This window comes from Paenibacillus sp. MAHUQ-63, from assembly GCF_028765165.1.
Lineage (GTDB): Bacteria > Bacillota > Bacilli > Paenibacillales > NBRC-103111 > Paenibacillus_E.
In genome coordinates this window covers 739,117-761,511 of record NZ_JARADB010000001.1, presented here as the reverse complement: position 1 = coordinate 761,511, position 22,395 = coordinate 739,117, and the positions used below count along the sequence as shown (strand labels likewise).

24 protein-coding genes are annotated in these 22,395 nt (G+C 48.4%); 18 read left to right on the top strand and 6 right to left on the bottom strand.

The genetic code is table 11. The annotated features are described in order from the left end of the window. Positions 1-130 precede the first annotated feature (130 nt). Positions 131-1,942 (top strand): ATP-binding protein, encoded by a 1,812-nt coding sequence (locus tag PUT07_RS03430; RefSeq protein WP_274466377.1) that lies wholly within the window; start codon positions 131-133, stop codon positions 1,940-1,942. A gap of 1,201 nt (positions 1,943-3,143) precedes the next feature. Here the strand turns inward: PUT07_RS03430 and PUT07_RS03425 are convergent. Continuing rightward, positions 3,144-3,383 carry an NHLP leader peptide family RiPP precursor gene (locus PUT07_RS03425; protein ID WP_274466376.1) on the bottom strand — a complete coding sequence of 80 codons (240 nt, stop codon included), beginning with the start codon at positions 3,381-3,383 and terminating at the stop codon, positions 3,144-3,146. A 116-nt stretch (positions 3,384-3,499) separates the two neighbouring features. Then, positions 3,500-4,438: a hypothetical protein gene (locus PUT07_RS03420; protein WP_274466375.1), complete on the bottom strand. Its 939-nt coding sequence runs from the start codon at positions 4,436-4,438 to the stop codon at positions 3,500-3,502. A gap of 219 nt (positions 4,439-4,657) precedes the next feature. Between PUT07_RS03420 and PUT07_RS03415 the strand changes: the two genes are divergently transcribed. From PUT07_RS03415 to PUT07_RS03405, 3 genes are all read left to right on the top strand, one after another. After that, positions 4,658-5,581, top strand: a complete 924-nt coding sequence (locus PUT07_RS03415) for an ABC transporter permease (protein WP_274466374.1) — start codon at positions 4,658-4,660, stop codon at positions 5,579-5,581. Positions 5,582-5,624: 43 nt separating this feature from the next. Further along, positions 5,625-6,494, top strand: a complete 870-nt coding sequence (locus tag PUT07_RS03410; RefSeq protein WP_379239630.1) for a carbohydrate ABC transporter permease — start codon at positions 5,625-5,627, stop codon at positions 6,492-6,494. 72 nt (positions 6,495-6,566) lie between these two features. Continuing rightward, positions 6,567-8,138 carry an extracellular solute-binding protein gene (locus PUT07_RS03405; RefSeq protein WP_274466372.1) on the top strand — a complete coding sequence of 524 codons (1,572 nt, stop codon included), beginning with the start codon at positions 6,567-6,569 and terminating at the stop codon, positions 8,136-8,138. A 390-nt stretch (positions 8,139-8,528) separates the two neighbouring features. Here PUT07_RS03405 and PUT07_RS03400 read toward each other — a convergent pair whose 3' ends face one another. After that, entirely contained in the window at positions 8,529-10,793 is a 2,265-nt protein-coding gene (locus PUT07_RS03400) for an AraC family transcriptional regulator (protein ID WP_274466371.1), read from the bottom strand. A gap of 190 nt (positions 10,794-10,983) precedes the next feature. On the opposite strand from PUT07_RS03400, the gene PUT07_RS03395 reads away from it, so the two are divergent. From PUT07_RS03395 to PUT07_RS03370, 6 genes are all read left to right on the top strand, one after another. Then, positions 10,984-11,427, top strand: coding sequence for a MarR family winged helix-turn-helix transcriptional regulator (locus tag PUT07_RS03395; protein WP_274466370.1), 444 nt, complete (start codon positions 10,984-10,986; stop codon positions 11,425-11,427). Between the two features lie 35 nt (positions 11,428-11,462). Beyond that, positions 11,463-11,792: a DUF1904 family protein gene (locus PUT07_RS03390; protein ID WP_274466369.1), complete on the top strand. Its 330-nt coding sequence runs from the start codon at positions 11,463-11,465 to the stop codon at positions 11,790-11,792. A 9-nt stretch (positions 11,793-11,801) separates the two neighbouring features. After that, a complete protein-coding gene (locus PUT07_RS03385; RefSeq protein WP_274466368.1) occupies positions 11,802-12,722 on the top strand; it encodes an AEC family transporter in 921 nt (306 codons plus the stop codon). Between the two features lie 91 nt (positions 12,723-12,813). Beyond that, on the top strand, positions 12,814-13,116 hold the full coding sequence (locus PUT07_RS03380; protein WP_274466367.1) for a hypothetical protein: 303 nt from the start codon (positions 12,814-12,816) through the stop codon (positions 13,114-13,116). Positions 13,117-13,153: 37 nt separating this feature from the next. Further along, positions 13,154-13,519, top strand: a complete 366-nt coding sequence (locus PUT07_RS03375) for a DUF423 domain-containing protein (protein ID WP_274467445.1) — start codon at positions 13,154-13,156, stop codon at positions 13,517-13,519. Positions 13,520-13,722: 203 nt separating this feature from the next. Further along, on the top strand, positions 13,723-15,570 hold the full coding sequence (locus PUT07_RS03370) for an EAL domain-containing protein (RefSeq protein ID WP_274466366.1): 1,848 nt from the start codon (positions 13,723-13,725) through the stop codon (positions 15,568-15,570). A gap of 51 nt (positions 15,571-15,621) precedes the next feature. Here PUT07_RS03370 and PUT07_RS03365 read toward each other — a convergent pair whose 3' ends face one another. Further along, the gene (locus PUT07_RS03365; protein WP_274466365.1) at positions 15,622-16,116 is read right to left on the bottom strand and encodes a hypothetical protein; all 495 of its coding nucleotides are present in this window, start codon (positions 16,114-16,116) and stop codon (positions 15,622-15,624) included. Between the two features lie 173 nt (positions 16,117-16,289). Between PUT07_RS03365 and PUT07_RS03360 the strand changes: the two genes are divergently transcribed. Further along, positions 16,290-16,442, top strand: coding sequence for a hypothetical protein (locus PUT07_RS03360; RefSeq protein WP_274467510.1), 153 nt, complete (start codon positions 16,290-16,292; stop codon positions 16,440-16,442). A 95-nt stretch (positions 16,443-16,537) separates the two neighbouring features. Here PUT07_RS03360 and PUT07_RS03355 read toward each other — a convergent pair whose 3' ends face one another. Continuing rightward, positions 16,538-16,945, bottom strand: a complete 408-nt coding sequence (locus PUT07_RS03355; RefSeq protein WP_274466364.1) for a hypothetical protein — start codon at positions 16,943-16,945, stop codon at positions 16,538-16,540. A 347-nt stretch (positions 16,946-17,292) separates the two neighbouring features. Between PUT07_RS03355 and PUT07_RS03350 the strand changes: the two genes are divergently transcribed. The 4 genes from PUT07_RS03350 to PUT07_RS03340 all read left to right on the top strand — a co-directional run bounded on the left by PUT07_RS03350 (position 17,293) and on the right by PUT07_RS03340 (position 18,911). Further along, complete coding sequence (locus PUT07_RS03350; RefSeq protein ID WP_274466363.1) at positions 17,293-17,460, top strand: hypothetical protein; 168 nt, start codon at positions 17,293-17,295, stop codon at positions 17,458-17,460. 98 nt (positions 17,461-17,558) lie between these two features. Further along, positions 17,559-17,921, top strand: coding sequence for a DUF3310 domain-containing protein (locus PUT07_RS03345; protein WP_274466362.1), 363 nt, complete (start codon positions 17,559-17,561; stop codon positions 17,919-17,921). Positions 17,922-18,078: 157 nt separating this feature from the next. Further along, positions 18,079-18,453: a phage holin family protein gene (locus PUT07_RS35545; protein WP_379239563.1), complete on the top strand. Its 375-nt coding sequence runs from the start codon at positions 18,079-18,081 to the stop codon at positions 18,451-18,453. After that, on the top strand, positions 18,450-18,911 hold the full coding sequence (locus tag PUT07_RS03340; RefSeq protein WP_274466361.1) for an HAD domain-containing protein: 462 nt from the start codon (positions 18,450-18,452) through the stop codon (positions 18,909-18,911). The genes PUT07_RS35545 and PUT07_RS03340 overlap by 4 nt, the downstream gene beginning before the upstream one ends. Positions 18,912-18,952: 41 nt before the next feature. Here the strand turns inward: PUT07_RS03340 and PUT07_RS03335 are convergent, their stop codons facing one another. Continuing rightward, on the bottom strand, positions 18,953-19,081 hold the full coding sequence (locus PUT07_RS03335) for a hypothetical protein (protein ID WP_274466360.1): 129 nt from the start codon (positions 19,079-19,081) through the stop codon (positions 18,953-18,955). A gap of 708 nt (positions 19,082-19,789) precedes the next feature. Here PUT07_RS03335 and PUT07_RS03330 point away from each other — a divergent pair. The 3 genes from PUT07_RS03330 (at position 19,790) to PUT07_RS03320 (ending at position 22,392) form a co-directional block, all read left to right on the top strand. Beyond that, entirely contained in the window at positions 19,790-20,146 is a 357-nt protein-coding gene (locus PUT07_RS03330) for an HNH endonuclease (RefSeq protein WP_274466359.1), read from the top strand. Between the two features lie 184 nt (positions 20,147-20,330). After that, positions 20,331-20,720 carry a P27 family phage terminase small subunit gene (locus PUT07_RS03325; RefSeq protein ID WP_274466358.1) on the top strand — a complete coding sequence of 130 codons (390 nt, stop codon included), beginning with the start codon at positions 20,331-20,333 and terminating at the stop codon, positions 20,718-20,720. Beyond that, positions 20,677-22,392 carry a terminase large subunit gene (locus tag PUT07_RS03320; protein WP_274466357.1) on the top strand — a complete coding sequence of 572 codons (1,716 nt, stop codon included), beginning with the start codon at positions 20,677-20,679 and terminating at the stop codon, positions 22,390-22,392. The genes PUT07_RS03325 and PUT07_RS03320 overlap by 44 nt, the downstream gene beginning before the upstream one ends. The last annotated feature ends 3 nt before the right edge of the window (positions 22,393-22,395 follow it).

Sequence of the window (22,395 nt, the reverse complement as noted above, 5' to 3'; positions counted from 1 at the left end):
TGTAAGTTTTGTCGGGGAAGGTGAAAGCGTGAAGCGGGTCATTCAGATGTGCTGGATAGGTTTAATTATTGTCATATTATCTAGTGTATGGACAGGTTCGCGAGCTCATGAAAATGAACAATCTATTGAAATGAAAACGATTCCAGAATGGAGCGTTATGTGGGGCGATCCTCCGGGCGGATTGGAGGAAGTGGAATTAATTTCACCGGATAAGTGGATTGCCGTGAGAAACGGTCAACCTGCACCGCATAAACCGGCGCTTGTTACATCGGCTTGGATCAAAATTCAGCTTCCGTCCGGCATACCTAAAGACTATGGGATGTACATAGAAGATATTCGGTCACAACGAACGAAAGTATACATAGACCATCATGTCGTTTGGGAGGCGAATTATCATTTTCCCTACGATACCCAACGAAGCTTATTTCCGATCAGCAGCGAGGATGGGGAGAAAACGGTCTATTTGAAGCTTGAGACTTCAATGGACCGGTTAAGCATATACTCCGATGTCAGACTCGGCCATTACACAGCGTTAATGCGGTCGTTCATGCTGAAGGATCTGCAAAATATCATTTTCGGATGTTCATTTCTTTTCATCGCTGCGATCATGCTGATCGGTTCCGTTTTTCTGAACCGCGGTCAATTCCAAAGCTGGGCGATCATCAGTGTGCTTAGTTTATCGGTAGGCGTTATTTTCATCACTTACTCGCCCTTCATGTACGCCAACTTCACGCAATATGGCGGTATTTATAGTGCTTCATTCGATGTCGCGCTTTTTTTATTTTTGCCGGCACTCACTTATTTTATTGAACGGATCTTCGATGACGGCAGGTTTACATGGGTACGCTGGTTTCGGAAGTTCCAAATGGCTTACTCCGGCTTGTTAATTTTACTCATGTGCGTGAATCTGCTGAGTCGTAATCAACTGCTCAATGTCTACTTTTTCGCATCCGTTACGGTTTTGGCCGTAATCATGGTTTGCCAATTCATATTGATCATTGGTTTATGCATTAAGCTGGTTCGCAAAGGGAATAAGGAAGCGGTCATTTTTTCCAGCGGCTTTGCGATGTTGGCGTCTATGGGCATATTGGATTTGACCAACTATTACGCCTCTTCCGGGAATTACCAGTTTTTTCTGTGGAAATGGGGGGTGATCGCCTTATTTATTGCCCTCGTGGTCATTCTGGTCAGACGCTTCGCCATGAATCAGGCACTGATGATGAATTATTCCAAGGAACTCGAATTTTACAATCACCAGCTCCAGCTGTCTGAGAAAATGGAAATCATTAGCGCGCTGGCTGCATCCGTCGCCCATGAGGTGAGGAATCCGCTGCAGGTCACAAGAGGTTTCCTTCAGCTTGTCGCTTCCCGTACAGATGGCAAAAATCAAGAATACATGCGAGTAGCCATCGAGGAGCTGGACCGGGCTTCGACGATTATTACCGATTTTCTGAGCTTCTCGAAACCGCAGCTGGAAGACTTGGCGGACCTCAATGTAGCCAATGAAATCAAACAAATCGAAGGCATTATTGTGCCTCTCGCTACTTTGCATGGCGGACGAATTACGGTTCATGTTCCTTCCGGGCTTTATATTCGCGGCAATGTTTCGAAGTTCAAGCAAGTGCTGATTAATCTTATCAAAAATAGCATAGAAGCTTTCCAAGAGGATGGTGAAGGCCAGATTCATATCTGGGCTTATGAGAAGCAGGAGCACATCTACATTCATATCAAAGACAATGGGGAGGGAATTGAACCGGCGAAGTTGGCGAAGTTAGGGGAGCCTTATTTCTCGACCAAAACGAAGGGTACAGGCCTCGGTCTCATGGTTACCTTCCAAATCGTTGAGGCCATGAAGGGGACGATCGAGTTCAAGAGCCAGCGGTATATCGAGACGGAGGTCGTCATGTGCTTCCCGCGCGTGAAAGAAGCGGAGGCGGGGTGAGTTGGCGAGCGGTCGCGCTCTAACGGACACCACGGCCGTTAATGCCGGGGAACGCGGCCGGTTTGCGCTCTAACGGACAGGGGAGCCGCTATTTGCCAATTTCCGCGCGAGAATCGCGCCGATCGAGGCAAATAACGTCCACTGTGTCCGTTAGGACCCGGAATCGGCGCAAAACCGCCGAATAGCGGCTTCTGTGTCCGTTAGCCGGAAACGGGGGGCGCGGGCGCGGTGCTTCGTGCGCCGTGAACGGCGCGCCGCGAACAGCGGTGCCGAGCTGTGCAGGCGGCCCTCAGTCGCGAGCGCTCCGGGGTACGCCGCTCTAACGGACACCACGGCCGTTAATGCCGGTGAACGCGGCCGGTTCGCGCTCTAACGGACAGGGGAGCCGCTATTTGCCAATTTCCGCGCGAAAATCGCGCTGACCGAGGCAAATAACGTTCGCTGTGTCCGTTAGGGTCCGGGATCGGCGCAAAACCGCCGAATAGCGGCTTCTGTGTCCGTTAGCCGGTTCCGGGCCTCGGCCGCGGAGCTTCGTGCGCCGTGAACAGGCGCGGCCGTGAACACCGGAGCCGAGCTGTGCCGGCGGCCCACAACTGCCGATCGCTCCGAGGTACGCCGCTCTAACGGACACCACGGCCGTTAATGCCGGGGAACGCGGCCGGTTTGCGCTCTAACGGACAGGAGAGCCGCTATTTGCCAATTTCCGCGCGAGAATCGCGCTGATCGAGGCAAATAACGTTCACTGTGTCCGTTAGGACCCGGAATCGGCGCAAAACCGCCGAATAGCGGCTTCTGTGTCCGTTAGCCGGTTCCGGGCCTCGGCCGCGGAGCTTCGTGCGCCGTGAACAGGCGCGGCCGTGAACACCGGAGCCGAGCTGTGTCGGTGGCCCACAACTGCCGATCCGAGGTACGCCGCTCTAACGGACAGGGGAGCCGCTATTTGCTAATTTCCGCGCGAGAATCGCGCCGATCGAGGCAAATAACGTCCACTGTGTCCGTTAGGACCCGGAATCGGCGCAAAACCGCCGAATAACGGCTTCTGTGTCCGTTAGCCGCCCGAGCCTAGCCGGCGACAGCCCGCTCATCTCGCTTCCCGTCACCCCTCACCCGTCCCCGCTTTTGCGCGATCACGTGCTCCCAACATGCAAACAAAAAAAGGAGCTGAGCAGCAAGCTGCTCAACTCCTTTCTATTTATGTAGTTTACCAGTTGGGGTTGGATGGTCCCGCAGTTACCAGCACCTTGGCCGGGTTCGCAGGGATCACGAGTACAAAATCGGTAGAAGTTTCTTCGACGGCTTTCACTTGGAAGTCATCCGGAATGGTGATACCGAAAGTTTGCTTGAGCGCAGCTTTAGGATTCGCTAACAGTTGGTTTTTGAAAGCTTCGTCTTCCCAGGCTTTTTGAATAATTTTCGCTTTGAGTTGTTCATTCGTTGACATAACAGATCACTCCCCTTTTTTAGTTGAACGGACTAGTAAAATAGTCCGTCATTCGCAGGATAAATTCCTAATTTTTCCTGCAAAATCATTATAGCACGAATATTCAAAATTTTCTATCAAAAATTGCTAGTTTCCGACATAAAATAGTAGAAACCGCCGGAAAGTAACTTTAATCGCTTTTCTTTGATCTCATCCGCAGCCGCCTGCAGATCGTTCACGAGTCCGCTTTGAAACTGAGCGAGTTCATGCAGTGGCAGTCCCAGCCTCCGCACATTTTCCTGATGCGAAGCGGCAATCTCCTTGAAGCCCTCAAGCCGGTCTTGGACAAACACTTGCTGCTTGACCCACTCCGCCGTCATCGGCTCTTCTCCGGGGCGATCCGCACTCCTTCGCAAGAAAGCCAACAAGCAGTTATACGTTCCTTCCGCCAAGTCTTCCTCCCAATCGACCCAATCATCCAGCATTTGCAAACAGATGAGCACTTGATCGACCGCTTCCGTCACGACGGGCACAAGATCTTCCCGGCCTGCAAGCAGCAGGGCGCCGGTAGAGGCGTTTTTGACGGGACTGGCCTTCCAAGCCACTTGTTTGCGATCCGTATAGAAGGGATCCCGTGTGGACTCGCCTGCAACCGCATCGGCCCATTCCCGCACATACGATTCATAATGGTGCCAGAAAGGGGAGTGCGGCGGATACAGCTCCCGATAGATCGACTGAAACTGCAGTTGAAATAGATTGGCCAGCGGCAGCTTGTCCCGGTGCTCTCCAGTGGCGGAATCCATAACGTCGTCCACGACGAAGTAATACAGCATGACGAAGACATTGGCCAAGCACAGCTTCCGAGCAGCCGAGTCAGGCACAGCTACGATTTCTTTCATCCAATAGGGAAGAAGGTAACAGATGTAGTTCTTGGTGCTATCTTCCCGGCGCATGTCAAATTTGGCGAAATAAGCAAGTCCGAGACGATTCAACCCGTCAGGAAACATGTTGATGATACGTTCCCCTTCGGCAAATGTCTCGTCCAGATCGGCTCGATGTGCATTCAACCACAACATAGGTCAATTTCCCCTTTATTGGTATATTCTTGAAATAAGCCTAGCATGAAATCTTTTGGGTGGCAATCGATTTTTATCACCAGTTCACGGAAGTTAAGATAGTTCATACCCCGTTTCACCACTATGTTCACAGACGTAGCGAGGCTTCACTACCCAGAAGCACAGCCGCTGATTATGATCATCCTAAGACACATCGCCCCAAGGAGGATCTAACGGAACATGGTCAAACGAAGAGGTTTACTGTATGAAATTGTGACGAACAAAATTATGTTTCTCATGCTGCTCCCCACGCTGATCTTCTTCTTCATTAACTCGTACATTCCAATGGTGGGCATCTATTATGCGTTTACGCGCTTCGATTTCAACGCCGGACTGTTCGGCAGCCCATTCGTCGGCCTGGATAATTTCTCATTTCTATGGAAATCCGGCATTTTGCTGCGATTGACGCTGAACACGCTTGGCTATAATTTGGCTTTCATTATATTAGGCAACGTATTCGCCATTATGTGCGCTATATTGCTAAGCGAGATTCGCAGCGCCTGGTTCAAGAAGATGGCGCAATCGGTCATGTTCCTGCCGTATTTCATTTCTTTTGTTATCCTGAGCGTTATCGTCTACAACTTGTTTAACTACGAAAGCGGATTTCTGAATACGACGTTAAAAGAGTTCAGTTATGAGCCGGTCGATGTGTACAACACGCCGTGGGCCTGGATTTTCCTCATTATTTTGTTTTACCTGTGGAAGAATCTCGGATACAGCATGGTCATCTATTTGGCTGCCATAACCGGGATCAGCGATGAATATTACGAGGCCGCCAAGATCGACGGCGCTAACATTTTTCAACGTGTCTGGCACATTACAATCCCGATGCTGAAGCCAACCTTTGTTGTCCTGCTATTGTTCGCGTTAGGGAGCATTATGAAAGGGCAATTCGACTTATTTTACCAATTAATTGGAAATAACGGCGTGTTGTTCAATGCCACGGACATCGTCGACACCTATGTGTACCGTTCCTTGAAAGTGACGTTCGATGTGGGGATGGCGACGGCGGCCGGGCTTTATCAATCGCTGTTCGGTTTTATTCTGATCGTGACGGTGAATTACATCATTCGCAAAATCAACGACGATTACGCTTTATTTTAGGAAAAGAGGTGCTAAGAGCTTGAGAGTCAAGGATGAGAACTATATGCTGCTGTTTCAAACGCTGGCCTACGCCGTCATTATCGTCTCTTTCCTGGTGTGTTTGTTTCCCTTCCTGATGATAATTTCAGCGTCCTTCACGCAAAACGAGTCGATTCTTAGAAGCGGCTATCACTTCTTCCCCAAGGTGTTTTCGATTGAAGGCTATAAAACGGTGTTCCGCTTCCCTGAACAGGTACTTAAGGCATACAGCGTAACGATTCTGGTCACGATTGTCGGAACGGCGCTCGGCTTGTTCTTCATGACGATGGCGGGCTACGTGCTGCAGCGCAAAGATTTTCGCTACCGCAATCAATTCGCGTTCTATATTTATTTCACTACGCTGTTCGGCGGCGGCTTGGTCCCTTGGTATATTCTTCTGGCCAGCTATCTGAAGCTGACGGACACTTATGCGGTGCTTGTGCTGCCGGGACTGATGAGCCCGTTTCTCATCATTCTGATGCGCAGCTTCATGAAATCCGCCATTCCCGAAGAACTCATCGAGTCCGCCAAGATTGACGGTGCCAACGATTTCAAAATTTACTACAGCGTCGTGCTGCAATTGTCGATGCCCGGCATCGCAACCGTCGGCTTGTTCCTGGCGCTGCATTATTGGAACGGCTGGTTCATGTCCTCGCTGTTCATCAATGATCCGAACAAGTATGAGCTGCAATATTATTTGTACAACGTGATCAACACGATGCGCTTCATCTCGCAGATGGGGGCAGGCACCGGTGTCGTCATGACGGGCGAAATGCCGACGGAATCGACGAAGATGGCGATGGCCATTGTCGTCACAGGGCCGATCCTGTTCCTGTATCCGTTCGTGCAGCGATATTTCGTCAAGGGATTGACAATCGGTGCTGTCAAAGGTTAGAACCGAAGAAGGGGCAAGCATGCGTCCACCTTCTCGGCTGACATATCATTACACACTAAAGGGAGGATTCACATGAAAAAGCCATCATCACCCCGATTCTCGGCCATCCTGTCCGGAGCGCTGGTTGTTACGGCTCTAACAGGCTGCAGCAGCGCCCCGGAGCCTAAACAGGAAACGGCAGCGCCGGCAGCGAGTGCGGCAGCCCCGGCGGCTACAGCCAAGGCGGAAGCGCCCAAAAGAGAGAAGGTCGAGCTGCAATTCTATATGCTTGGCAATGCTCCCAAAGATCTGCAAATCATTCAGGACGAAGTGAACAAGCTGGCGCTGAAAGATTTGAATACGACAGTCAAATTCAATTACACCACCTGGACCGACTGGGATCAGAAATATAAGCTGCTGCTTTCCTCCGGACAGCAAGTGGACTTGATCTTCACAGCCGACTGGACGCAGTATCAATCGTATGCCAAGAAGGGCGCCTTCCTGCCGCTTGACGACATTTTGCCGAAAGTTGCCCCGACGCTGAACCGATATGTCCCAAAGGACATGTGGGACGCCGTGAAAATCGACGGCAAAATCTACACCGTACCGGCGACCTTCAAAGAATATGTGACTAACGGCTTCGTTTGGCGCGAGGATTTGAGGGCGAAATATAATTTGCCGAAGCCGACATCGATGGAAACCTTCGAAGCCTACATGGACGGCATTAAGAAAAATGAACCGAACATGCTGCCATTCGCCAGCGGCGGTGACGGCAACTTGATTATTAACGGGCTGAGAGACGTCGTCCATAACAGCATTGGCTCGCCGCTTTATGGCATTGGCATCAATTACAATAAGCCTGGCGAGGTCTATTCTTACTGGGGCTCCGAGGAGCATCTGGGCGACATCAAGATCGCCAAGCGCTGGATGGATAAAGGCTTCATTCCGAAAAACGTGCTGAACGTGAAGGATTCCACCTGGGACCAACTGGTCAGCGGGAAAGCGGCGGCGGAGTTCGGGGATAACCCGGCGCGCTTCAACGATTCCCTGAACAAAATGAAGTCGACGCATCCGGATTGGAATCTGGAGTATTACCCATTCCCGGTTATCAAAGGGTATGCGACGCCGGTTCATCCGATCCACAATGGCTTCGCCATTCCGAAAAGCAGTAAAAATGCGGAGCGTGCGCTCGAATTTTACGAGAAAATGGTTACGGATAAAACGTATAACTGGCTAACCTCTTACGGCATTGAAGGGAAAAACTTCCAGGTTGAAAACGGCTATTATAAAATGATCGGCGATAACAACTCGAACGGCTTTCCTCGCGAGTCCATGAATTCCTGGGCATGGCGCAATCCGCAGTTTATGTTGTTCGAGAAGAGCTTTGATGGCGTGAAAGCGATCTATAATGATTTGGATAAAATCCAGAAGCCGGACTTGTTCACGGGCTTTGCCGAAGATTACAGCTCCTATCAAGCGGAGAAGGCGGCGCTGGAGCAAGTGGAGAAGCAGTACTTGTGGCCTCTGCAGATGGGGCTTGTAGCGGATGTGGAAGCAGGCTTGAAAACGTTCATGGAGAAGGCCAAACAGGCCGGACTGGAGAAGGTTCAAGCCGAGTACAAGAAGCAATGGCTGCAATATGTGAGTGAGAAAGGTATTAAATAAGGAACCGGAGCTGTCCCCAAAGTAAATGTAACGGCGAGTTGTAAATTGGGGCAGATGACGGAATTGAAAGAGGGTGCCTTTTGGGACACCCTCTTTCGGCGGTTTTTGGAGCCACGTCGTGCGGTTAGTCCGCTGTGCGTTATGTGCGGAGCAGACTTCACCTCGCGTCAAGCTTAGCGATCTGGCTGAAGGCTCCTACCAAATATGGGATTATATATGATTTTTCATATACAATCATCAGAAATCTCTCCCTAAGCGGGAATGTGTATGATATTTCATATAAAATTATCAAATCCGCCGTTAAACCAACAAATGTGTATGATTTTTCGTATTGAATCAGCAGGCTCCCGCCAAACCTAAAGTGGGTGTCCCACTTCCGGGACACCTGTTTTAGGTCGAGGCTTGGTTGCCAGGCTCGAGCAGCTCGCTTTTGCGGTAATCGGTAGGCGTAACGCCAAAATTTTTCTTGAACATGCGGTAGAAATAGGAACTGTTGGTATATCCGATCCGCTCGGCGATATCGGCAATGGGCAAATCAGAATGCTTGAGCAGATCTTTGGCGCGTTCCATCCGCATCGTATTAATGACATCGACAACGGCATTCATGGTGTTTTGCTTATAGACCCGGCTCAAATAGATCGGCGACATATCCAGCTCATCGGCTATCCAGTTCAGACAAAGGTTGGGGTTACCGCAGTGCTGTTCAATCATATCGTTAATTTTACGGATGAGATCGTCCTGCTTCATGCTCCGCTTGTCGTCGAGCCGCCGCTTGATGTCATCGAACATTTCGAAGACGACGGCTTCAATCTGTTCGATCGTTTCGAGTTTGGCTAACGAATGACGGGATAACTGCAGTCCCGCGGGGACATCGAGGGCGTTATTCTTGAGTATCGTATGCAGGACGCCATTCAGCGTGATCGTTAAACGCGATAAGGTTGCTTGAAAGACGCTGATCGGATAAGGCCGTGTTTCTTCAATAATAACGCTGTACAATTTCTTGGCTTCGGCAACCTTGCCGGCCATTAACGCATCAATCAGCTTCTTCTCTTTCTCCACGGTGAATAAGTAATCGTCCGTTTCCCGCATTTGGTGATCCAAGGAGGCGATCAGGCAGCCCGGTCCAAGGAACACGCGATGCTCCGAAGCCTCGACAACGCTGCGGTACAGAGGGACAAGATCCTGCGGCTGGGAACTGAGCGGGCTATAGGTGATCGACAAGCTGATTTTGAGCAGCTCGCTGACGGCTTTCTGAATTTGCTTCAGAAGCGCCTGCAGCATACTCTGATCTCCGCCCGTCGGCGTGTTCTGCGCATTCACGAGCAGCACCGTGCTATCGCTGCCGATATCCACCGTTTCCACCTGGAACGCTTGCGAAGCTATTTCCGAGGAAATATTCATAATCGCATATTTATAAACGTGCAGGTCGTCCTGATGGTTGTGCATGAAAGGCTCAAACCCGTCAATCCGCAGCAGAATCAACCGGTAATCGCTTTGGAAATCGAAGGAGATGCCAAGCTCGCTGCGTTTATCCCGCATCATTTTGGCCGTAACGGGCTCTTGCCCTTGAAGCAGCTTCCGCAGGACATCTTGTTTCAGCGTAAATAGTGAATTCCGTTTATCCGATTCCAACGCTTTCATTCTCGTTACGATTCGATCGATCGGTACATAGAGCTTACGGGACAAGTGCCAGGATACGAGCAGACCGGCCAGCAGGATAGCAAATCCGATGTAAATGGTCGTTGTCCGTATGTTGTTGATTTTCTCGATGATTGCTGCATAAGACGTTATGCGGATGTACCGCCATTCTAGCGAGTCGGGGGCCGTGTAAGAGATCAACGATTTATGTCCTCCGACCTGATCGATGAAGTAGCCGGAGCCTTTATTGCTCATAATTTGCTTGGTAATGGCCGAATCCGGTGTCAGCGCCTGGGCGAAGTCGGGGAGGTCGCCGGCGAGCGTTCGGCCTTTCATATCGATAATGAAGGAGCTGCTTCCTTCCTTGCCTTTGGGCTTGCCGATATCTTTATTGATCCAATCGGTGGAGATGTTGACGATAATCGCGGAGTTCAAAGCGTTATTGTTGCCGATCGCATCATAGCACAGATAGGTGTACACCTTGCTTTTCTCCGCGCTGGAAGCGCTTTTCAGATAAGTTCTGGGGATGGGCACGAAAGGCTTGAATTCCTGAAAATGGTCCAGTACGTTCAAAATGTCTTTGTCCGCCAGCTCTTCCTTGGTCATGAGACCGTTCTGACCCGAGTTCGAGGCGATATATACATAACTGGCTTTGGGATTGTATACGTAGATGGAATCGATGTAAGGCATGGAATTCAAGTAATTACTTAATTCCCTCATGGCCGCGGTCGTATCGTAAATATCCGGGTTCTCGTAAAACATCAGCTTGCTGATGTTCCCGTTCCGGTACAGCTGGAATGTAAGCGATTGCGCGCTTTCCGTCATGGAGATGACTTCCCGGCTGGTTTGGGTGAGATTCTCCAAATCGGTCTGATACACCTGGTTCAAATTGATGTTCCGGTAATTGACGAAGTAAATGGCGGAGGATACTAACAGAGTGAGGACAGTACACAGAATTGTGCTCAATAAAAGTTTGATATACAGCTTACGGTTATCTCCCGAATTGTTTGCATTCACAGGCATGCCTCCTCCACGCGGACTAACAGTATTACTACCATATCACCCCCGCGCAAAAGGGCACAAGATGAAATCATGCAACATTTATGAACTTATCTGACTATTCATAATTGACAGAGGGGGTATTTTTATATACATTGGAAGCAAATCGATTGTTCGCAATAAGACTCAAAGAGAAAGGAGCTTCGTTATGGACAGCAGTGAACTTTTAAAACTAGAGAATCAGCTGTGCTTCAGCTTGTATGCAAGTTCCAGAGCGATTACCCGGATGTACCGCCCCTTTCTTGAAGAATTGGGCATTACGTACCCGCAGTATTTGGTCCTGCTCGTTCTGTGGGAGCAGAAGGAGAGCACGGTCAAGGAGCTGAGCGAGAAGCTTGATCTGGATTCAGGCACGCTCACGCCGATGCTCAAGCGGATGGAAGCGCAGCAGCTCGTGCAGCGGAAGAGATCCGCGCAAGACGAGCGCGTCGTGAACATTGTCATTACCGAAGCCGGTCTTGCCTTGTATGAGAGAGCGCTCTGCATTCCTCAGACGCTGCTGGCTTCCAGCGGATTGTCGCCGGAGGAAATTCACAACTTCAATGTACAGTTGAAACGCATCATCCACAGCGTCAACGCATCAACTACGTAGCAGCCCGCACGGCTGAGAGGATTGGAGCTAGAAGCATGCCAAGATTAACGTTCAGAGGAATCACCGTCGAACAGCTCTGCGCTATCAGCGAATCACTGGTCGACCGGCTTGCAGTTGTTTGCAGCTGTGACCGTGATAATTTCACGCTGGAATGTATCCAGCATGCCGCCGTCTTCGGCGGGAAACAGGTAGAGGCGTACCCGTTCGTTGAAGTCGCGTGGTTCGAACGAGGAGACGAGGTCCGGGATGGCGTAGCCGGAGCGATTACCGACCATGTGCTTGGCCTCGGCATTCCGGAGGTTGAGGTTGCGTTCACGACCTACGCCAAAGAGGCCTACTACAGTAACGGAACTTCATTTAAGTGAGGAATTGAAATGGGTTATTTTGTCTACATCTTAGTTAACAACATCGTGCCGATTTCGATTATGATCGCCATCGGGGCTGTGATGTATCGTGCTTTTCATCTTGACATCAAGACATTATCCAAGCTCAATTTCTATGTGTTTTCACCGGCTCTTGTTTTCGTCAAGCTGTATGAATCCGAGATGAACTTGCACGTTCTGCTGCAGGTTCTCTTGTTTTTCGTCCTTTTCTTTAGCCTTCTTTTTGCCTTGATTGAGATTTACATACGGATTCGCAAGCTGCAGCGCGGAATGCGCATTGCGATGCGCAACAGCGTTATTTTCTATAACAGCGCGAATTATGCGCTGCCGCTTAACCAGACCGTTTTCGGCGGGAATGCGTATACGCTGTCGATCCAAATCGTGATCATGATTATGCAGACGCTGCTTCCGAACACGTACGGCATCTATACGCTGAATGCCCATAGATCAAACTGGAAGGCCACGATGAAGACGATCCTGTCCTTGCCGGTCATTTACATGATTCCGCTTGCGCTGCTGCTGCGCTACTTCCACCTGCCGGTGCCTTCCTCTATCAATCTGCCGCTGACGTATATTGCCAATGCGTTCATGGCTACGGCACTGCTTACGCTTGGCGTGCAGCTGGGGGGAATGAAGTGGGAGTTTCACTTCTCCAACGTGGCCGTCTCGCTCGTATTAAGGCTTGCCGCTGCGCCGCTAATCGGATTCTTCGTTGTGTGGCTGCTTGGGATCGACGGATTGACGGCCAAGGCGCTTATTCTTTCATGTGCGGTACCGACGTCGCTCAGCAGCGTGCTGCTCGCCATTGAGTATGAGAACGAAGCGGAGTTCTCATCTCAGGCCGTGTTTACATCCACGCTGTTAAGTATGTTTACGATACCGATTGTCATCTATTTATTGGGTTTTCTGTGAACATTTCGGGTAATAATTGAAAAGAGCAGGACTTTCGACATTTTTCGGCGAAATGGTTATTTCAGCTATTATTCAAAGGGGGCAGCTTTTGATGAAATACCAATTTTGCCAGTATGTTACGATCGTGGACATGAATGAAGAGATTTTATCCGAGGTGTTGTTCGAGCACGGGGAATTTGAAGGCATCAGCTTGTCCATCGGCGCTTCTGTTCTCATGAATCAATTGGGTCTTAAACAGTTCGATGTCGTGTACGATCGTAGAGAAGGTAAAACCGCGCGCAACAAAATTGTAGATATTGAAATCGATTTGATAAAAAAACCGTCGGTCACGAGAGTCTATCTGGAGCCGGTTCGCCTGATCGTCGGCCAACATGATATCGGCGAAGTGGAATGATTGCGAGTGCCGTAAGGAAAAGGAGTAAACGAGCATGATGAAACTATTTGTATTGCTCGGCAGTTTGAACGCTTTTCTCTCTGTCGCGCTTGGCGCTTTCGGAGCGCATATTTTGAAAGGGAAACTAACGCCTGAGAAGCTGGATGTCTTTCAGACCGGCGTCCACTATCACATGATTCATGCGGTCGCGCTGCTGGCGATTGCCATCTTGTCCGACAAGCTGGCCAGCACTTCCTTGGTGAATGCATCCGGCTGGCTGATCTTTATCGGCATTATTTTGTTCTCGGGCAGTTTGTATGCCTTGAGCCTGACCGGGCTCAAAATATTTGGACCGATTACCCCGCTTGGCGGCGTAAGCTTCCTTGTCGGTTGGGTTTTGCTGGCGATTGCTGCGCTAAAATAAAAAGAAATGGAAAGAGTCTGGGAAATCCGACTCTTTTTTCTTTATTCATGACAGATATGCAGGAAAAAGCTCGACTCATGTAGAAATAAGGTTTCGAAGATACGGACGTGTGTCGAATAGATCACACGCCATATGGATAAGGAACTGTAGTCAGTGTGACGCTTCCTATTCCTTTAAGGGAGACAGCAAGAGGAGGCAATCTTGTGAGAAACAGGCTCTATATCGGCGCGTATGTACTCGTGGCCATATTCGTAAGCCTTTATGTAAAGCCGTATGCCGCATGGATCTGCTTGATTGCATCAATGCCGCTAGTCGCGCAGCTGCTCAGGACGACCGGGCAACCCCGGCCGCCGTCAGAACCGGTGATGCAAGGTCCGGCGTACCATCATGTGCTGGATTCTTTATTCGAACACAATCCGAATGCGATCGGGATCTTCGATCAGGAGGGGACCTTCATTCGGATCAATCAAGCGGCCGAAACGATGCTCGGCTACTCCGCCGCGGATTTGATCGGTCAGCCCTTCAGCCGGTTCGTGTCCCAAGAACAGCTTGATCTGACCTGCAAGCAGCTTCAGCAGGCGAATGGCGGTACCTCGGCTTCCTTCGAAACGACGGTCTCGCATAAGAGCGGCTATCGCGTGGATTTGCAGGCGACGGCCGTGCCCGTTGACTTGCAGAACGGTGTCCATGGTTATATTTTGATTTGCCAGGATATTACGGAGCGCAAGCGCGGAGACGAGCAAGTCCGGTATATGGCTTATTATGACGATATGACGGGTCTGCCGAACAGGCGCTTGTTCCGGGACCAGCTGAACGAGCGGCTCGGCATGAGCAAATCAATGGGATTTAAGGTGGCCGTCTTCTACCTCGACATCGACCGCTTCAAGCTGGTGAACGACAGCTTCGGCTACGATTACGGCAACATGCTGCTGCTGCAGCTGGCCGAGCGCTTCATGCGCTGTGTGAAGGAGAACGATTATCTGGCGCGGACCGAAGGTGATGAGTTCGCGTTCTTCTACTCGTATGTAGCGGACTCCAACGATGCTATCGCCGTCATCGCAGAGATTAACCGCGTACTGGAAAAGCCGTTTCTGCTGGAACAGTACGAAGTACATATTACGGCAAGCATCGGAATCGCCATTTCCTCCGAAGACGCGGAAGATGCCGATATGCTGATGAAATATGCAGACATTGCGCTTGCCAGGGCCAAGGAGAAGGGCCGCAACGATTTCCAAATCTTCAACACCGACATGAAATCCGTCTCGCTCAACCGGCTGAAGCTGGAGAATGAACTGCGCCGGGCGATTGCCGGAGAAGAGTTCGTCCTATTTTATCAGCCGCAGGTTGACATCGAAACAGGACGCATTGTGGGCACCGAAGCGTTGATCCGGTGGCAGCACCCGGAGAAGGGGCTGATCTCTCCGAACCATTTCATTCCGTTCGCCGAGGAGTCCGGGCTCATTGTGCCGATCGGCGAATGGGTGCTGCGCGCGGCCTGCAAGCAAAACAAAGCCTGGCAGAACATGGGCTTTCCGAAGATGCCGATATCCGTGAATTTGTCGATGAGACAGTTTTTCCAGCATAATCTCAAGGGTAAAATATCGCACGTGCTGGACCAGACCGGGCTGGACCCGCAGTATCTGGAGCTGGAGATCACCGAGAGCATGACCATGGACGTCGACCACGCCATTCAGTCCCTGCTGGAGCTGAAGGAGCTGGGCGTGCACGTCAGTATCGATGATTTCGGAACGGGGTACAGCTCTCTCTATTATCTGAAGAAATTCCCGATTGATAAGCTGAAGATCGACCGTTCCTTCGTTCGCGATATTATGGTGGACCCGAATGACGCGGCGATCGTCGCAACGATCATCGCCATGACCCACCATCTGAATTTGAAGGTTATCGCCGAAGGCGTCGAGACCGAGGAGCAGCTGCACTTCCTGCACCAGAACCGATGCAACGAAGTGCAGGGCTATTGGTTCAGTCCGCCTGTGAACGCGCAGGAGCTGGAGAGCATGCTGGCTGAAGGTGTTGCTGCGCCGGCCAAATAACAAATAAGGTGAGCCCGATCCGATACGGATTGGGCTCACCTTATGCGTGGGCTAGAAGGCGACGTAGTCGTCAATTTCGTTCAGTTTGAAGGAATACACTTTCTTCTCGTCCACGTGATAAACGGTCACGTTCTGGTTGCTGCTGTCGTAATTGAGTATCCGGCAAGGAAGATTCAGCTTGATGCCCTGGCCCTTGATGACCGTAAGCCGGATCAGCGTGTTGTTCGCTTTGAAGCCTTCCAATTGCTTAATGATGAGATCGGCGGCTTCGCTAGCCGCGGGTACTGCTGCGGGGGGCGCCGGAGCGGCAGGAGGGGGAGCTGCTGCTGCCTTTTTGCTTGTATGTGAGGGAGGCGTGCTCTCTTTAGTCGTGTTCAGTTCAATTAATTTGCCGAGCTCGATGCCTTTGACGATTCGATAATCTTTGACCGACGGGGTGTTCAATAGATGAAGGAGCTTTTCCATGGCAAGACCGTTCGTGGCCTCTTCGACTAGAATTTCAACGGTAAATAAATGACCTGTGTGGTTTGGTTTTCCTTGACTCATATGGCCTCCTTGCAGCCTAGAAAAATTGCTCGTCATCTAACTATATCAGAATATGGTACCCAAATATAGATTCGTTTTGCGACGTGGTTAAATTCTTTTCAGCGAACTATCACACCGTACTAGCCGCACGCGCATATACTACCGTAAGACTGCAAAGAGGAGCTGTGCAGAGCATGATGCGCGTAGAACCCATTACTCTGGAGGGACATACTGCAATTGCCATAGAGGTCAAATTGCCCAAGACGACGTTGCTGGTGGTGACGACGGATAAAGGTTATATCATGTGCGGTGCAAACGTAATACCGGAAAATCGGACAAGTGTATAATGCCTCTGTTCATAGGGATAACTCAGGAAGGACAAGCGTTTGAGCGATTTTATTCGTTCTGTGTAATTCTGCCTATTCCTGAATAATTCTATTCATTAATCAGCTTTTGTGACCTCTTTTGTGACCTTTCCTGTGACCTGTTGTGATTCACAGAAACCAAAAGAGAAGATGGTGATTACTTTGACTAGGAACACACCTTTCGGCGGCCCAATCACCCCGCAGCGGCAAGCATTTAAATTTATGATGAAAAGAAATGAAGCACTCCAAAGACGTGGCTTGCTCAAGTTGCACATGGAGCAGAAATTAAAAAGAGAGCTGAAAGAAAAATTCGACAATGCAGAAGATTGTACGTAAAAAGAAAGTGGTTTTCCCGCTCTTAGAACGCCGCCATTTGGTTTTAACCATGGTATATTTATATCATAGGAAATCAAGAAGAGGGCAACACCCGAAAAAAACATTTGGTAAGCAGGCAGCGCCGCTGCATTGGTGAGAGAAGTACGCACTGATGGCCGCGCATAAGCCCTGCTCATTTTATTTTCGCGGGGATGGTCGCCTTCTCTTGTTTCCTCTATGTTGAGCTGCGCACGGCGAGCACTCTGTACAATTACCGGGGTGAGACTGCAGCCTTTGCTGTGCGCTACAACATAACTATCGCAGCGAGTGACTAAAAAATCTAATGGTTGCTTTTCAGACGAGTAAAACCTGCTCGTTGCGATCTGCGGTCCTGTAAAAACTATCTCCGTAGGATGACTCAGGACCGCGTTTTATAAAACTGCATTTAGAAAGTGAAATGATCCTTCGTTGCACTCTTTAAGTGCGGTTTTAACTTCCTTTTACGAGGTGATTCCATTTGTCATCTAACAAGCCAAAACGCGAGAAGAAGAAGCCAAAGCAGCTCAGGGAAGCTGAAAAGGCACACGATGCCGGCATCTATAGTGAGGGATATCGGCATGGATATCAGATGGGTTTGGAAGAAGGGAAAAGACAGGCTCTTAAAATGGCGTCTAAGGAATCTTAATGGTTCGACAGTCGAATAATTCATTTTGGTTGTGAAAGCGGCTAAGAATGGCGATACGGGCTTTATATGATGGATCGAGAGGGAGGGCGAAGATAATCATGAGTGAAAGATCGAAGTTGGCTCAAGGCGGTATTATTAATCCTGACGAAATTAAAGTGAATCTAGGAACGGAGAAGATCCTTCCGTTAAATGGACAGAGCATTGTAGAAGCCATCAAGAACGCATTTGCAGCGGCTGGAGTTAAGACTGTTACAAAAGACAACATCAAACCAGATCATTACAAAGTCGGCGGCATGGAACCAATTGAATACATGAAGCTAAAAATGTCCAAAGAGGCATTCAACGGTTTTCTGCTCGGGAATGTGATTAAGTACACATCAAGATTCGAACATAAGAACGGGCTTGAGGATTTGAAAAAGGCGCAATGGTATCTGAATAGGCTGGTTAGTGAGAATGAATAGGTTATTAAGAAAAATTGCTTGGTGGCTGCTTACAAAGGATTTTAGGAGAAACATATATTTGAGAAGTTGGTCATATACAGTTGATGGCGTTGAGTATGTTGTTAAAAGAGTAGAAGATCCAAAAGAATGGAAATAGACTTGAAAGGTTGTTGAATCCGTGAGAAGTATAGTAAATGCCTTGATTACATTCGCTGTATTTTGGGTTAGTTCTAACTATTTCAGCGAGCATGTTCACATTGACAGTACTAAAACTATGATCTTGGCAACCTGTTTCATGGTGGTAATAAGCTATCTATTCACTTGGTTATTCGTGATCAGCCTTCTAGCCATTTCTGTTGGAGTCGGATGCGTAACGAGTGTAATTCTATTCATAATCGGACTGGTTTTGACTCCGGTCAAACTATTGCTCTTGTCTGCGTATTTGCCAGGATTCGAGGTTAGCGGGTTTTGGACGTATGTGATCTTGACCGTAATTCTTAGCGTCTTTAAAATTCGTTCTCGTACAAAACAAAAGGACGGCGATAAGTCTTGAAACTGATCTTCCTAGACATTGATGGTGTCATGAATCATAGAAATTACATGGTCCGCAGCAGATTGCACATGATGCAGGAGTTTTGCCCGGTTGCTGTTCGTAATTTGCGTGAAGTGGTTAAACGGACCGGCGCCAAGATTGTTCTTTCGTCGACTTGGAGAAAAGGTTTATCGATCAAAGAAATTAAGAAGCTCTTTTCCTGGTACGATCTCGACAAGCATGTGATTGGCAAAACTCCTGTGCTTGACTGGGAGATCCGCGGCAAAGAGATACAGTTGTTTATGGATGAGTTCAAGCTACAACCGATCGAGAGTTTTATTATTCTTGATGACGATGACGACATGGGTCAACTGCTGCCACATTTGATTCATTGCAAGAATTACTCAGGGTTTGTCAGTGATGAGAGAAGGGAACAGGCAATAATGCTTCTTGGTGAAGTGCCGGTTGAAAGAAAATAAAACCACCAGCGGGGGGCTAGTGGTTAGGTATGATGGCTAAATTACTTTTTCTTTGTTTGTGATAATGCACTTCCAGCTACTTTTTTAGCAGCATCACTGTAACGATCATCGCGTAAAATCTTAGATGCAGTTTTAGCGACGGATGGGCTTGTTTGCTTTTTATTCGGCATACATATTCCTCCTTTCTTTGTACCGACTTCATAAATAATTATAAGAAATTTCTAGGATATTTTGGCGAATATTAAAGAATCTTTAGCTGATGTTCGTATAGCAAAATAAGAATATACGTTCGTGAGAACAAGTATTCGTGAGATCGAGTATCTCCGATATTTAAAAAACGGCTGATTTTGTACGAATATGAGCGAATTTGAAAACCGCTGATTTTTTCCTACATTATAAAATAATAAGACCTTTTCTTTATACGTACTTAGTTACTAAGACGGTGTTTTAAAGATCCTTATGTTAATTCGACGAAGTTAAAATATATGGCCTTTTCGTAAGAAAAGGTCGAGTGAGGTGTGGAACGACGGTGAGTTCCACGGTCTTAAACAACGCCTTAGTAACAAGGGTGCTATAAAGGGAAGTAAGTATGACAGGCTCATTCTTTCGAGGATGGGCTTTTTGTTTTGCTGAAAAGAGGTGGATTAAATGATCTCTATGATATGGATGTACACATGGCATACGTTCATAGTTTGGGTAGTTATTGGGTGGTTTGCTTTAACAAGTGACGCCTTTAAATTCTCTATATTGTTAACGATGATATTGCTGATGTATGCGGTATTGGTATCAGGTGGAAATCCGCTTGCTGTACCTATCTTACTCTGGAGATTGTTCATAAGTTGGTATACTGACTCTCCTTTTGATTGGACACCGATAACATGAGCAACAACAGAGGAAGGACTGAGGAGGATCGGTATTACGATAAGTTCAAACGTGATAAGGATTCAAAATCTTTCTACAATTCAACTGACTGGCAGAAGGTTCGAGAGCAAGCTCTAACTAGGGATAACTACTTGTGCCGAAGGTGCTTCAAACAAAAGAAATTAGTGCCGGCAGATATGGTCCATCACATCGTACCTTTGCGTGATGATCCAGGTAAGGGACTTGAGTTAGATAATCTTGAAAGCCTATGTCATCCATGTCACAACAAAGAACATGGCGGTAAAGAAACGAAAGAAGTAAAGATAAGAGCTGCACGCATCATCCAATCGAATGCAAATAGTGAAGTGAGGTGATTACATGCACGTCATTAGAAGCGCTAGGAGCGCCGTACAGGCATCGAACCTATCCAACACTCTAGATGTCGAAAAGTTGTTCAAGCCCCCCTCCTTTCGATTTTAAAATGATTTAAGGGCTAAGACCGCGTGTCCACATTCGTTTTCGGTGCAGACTAAATTTTCGTATGGGAGGGGGGGTTCAATGTTTAAACCCAAAACAATAATTACGACGGTCGCTGCCAGGGAGTTATTTAAAATTCTGGTCAGAGAACTCGAGATCGATAACAACCTAAGCGAACGAACGATTATGTTGGTTGATAATATGGTGCTGCTTGAGCAGTTGAAGCGAGCGCACATTGAGGATATCAAGAAACGCGGATCGGTTGAATTGTTCAAAAACGGCACGCAGGAAATGTACCGTTCAAACAAATCGGTCGATGCAGTTTTGAAGATCGTTGAGCAGCAGCGAAAGCTGCAAGCTGAGCTCAAGCTTACACCGGCATCAGATCGTAAGGTCGCGGGCCTTGTTAAGTCGGAAGGTGGCGACAATGATGGTGACAGCGACAAGCGAGACGAATTCGAAAAATTCTAAGCTTAAAACGACGGCATATGCGAGAGCAGTTGTTGCTCACTTAATCATCACATCGAAAAAAGTTTATCAGGCATGTCAGCGTCATTTAAACGACTTGGAGCGCCAAGGGTATGAGAACTTCCCTTATATCTTCGATGAAGAAAAAGGGTACAGGCCAGTAACGTACATCGAGCAGTTCTGCAAACCATCACAGGGCGACTTTGACCGGCTTGAGCTGCAGCCGTGGCAGCATTTCGTTATCGGCTCCTTGTACGGTTGGGTTCATATGAATACAGGGATCCGGAGATTCAAGGAAGGTCTGGTTTATGTCGCCCGGAAAAACGGGAAGACCACACTGATTAGTGGTCTGTCTCTTTATGCTGCCTCGAAGGATGGGGAGAATGGCGCCAGAGTGTTCCAACTTGCCAATTCAAAAGAACAGGCTCGAGAGTTGTTCGATGAATGCAAGGCGATGGTTAAGGCCTCCAGGCTGCTTGATCGTCACTTTGAATCGACGCTGCATGAAATCAGATATGGTAAGACTGTTTCTAAGATCGTACCGCTTGCGACCGACAGTAAAAAGCTTGATGGTAAGAATGCATCATTCGCTGTCTTCGATGAGATCCATGAGTACAAAGGTTACAAGCTAATCAACGTCATTAAGAACAGCACCGGGGCCAGATCGCAGCCGATGTTGATTTATATCACGACTGCAGGTTACCAGCTCGACGGTCCACTCATGGATTATTACGAGAAGGGTGCAGATGTACTGAATGGTGTGATACAAGATGAGCGTACCTTTTACTTCATGGCTGAACTCGATGAGGATGATGATCTCAACAATCCGGATAACTGGATCAAGGCGAACCCTAGCTTAGGAACAACATTGAAGATTGATACGCTGATTGAGGAATGGGAAAGCCGGCAGCACATCCCGGCAGAGCGAAACGACTTTATAACAAAACGCTTAAACCTATTCGTGCAAGCGGATGAGCAATCATTCATTGATTTCGAAGTCATCAAGAAGAACAACAAGGTCATCGATATACAAACATTGAGGGGTCGTAGCTGCGTTGGCGGTTTCGACCTGTCACAAACTGAGGACTTTACAAGCGCGTGTCTCGAGTTCGCACTCGACGATGGACGCGTTTTTGTTTTGTCGCATTCCTGGGTTCCTGAGAAAAAAGTGAAGCTAGATAATGAAAAACTTCCGTTTGAGGAGTGGAAAAAAGAGGGTTTGCTCTCTATTTGTCCGGGTGCTTATGTTGATTATAAATACATCTATGACTGGTTTGTTCAACAATCGAAACTATACCAAATTGATCTAATAACCTTCGACCCTGCCAATGCTTATCGATTAGTAGAGGATCTGAAGGCTTTTGGATTTGTTTGTGAGATAGTCCGTCAAGGAGCACTCACCCTGAATAGCCCGCTGAAGGACATAAAGGAACTTCTGCTTGCTGGAAAAGTCATCTATAACAATAACAAGTTGTTACGATGGTATTTAAACAACGTGAAGTTGGTCGAAGATCGCAATGGCAATTGGTTACCTACAAAGCAGGGGAGATATCGGAAGATAGATGGTTTTGCTGCGTGGCTTAACGCTCACACCGAAACGATCAAGCGTATGGCTGCGCCTGAACTAAATGGGAATGTTGACTTTGTATCTATCAAGGATCTGCTAAGGGGGTGATGA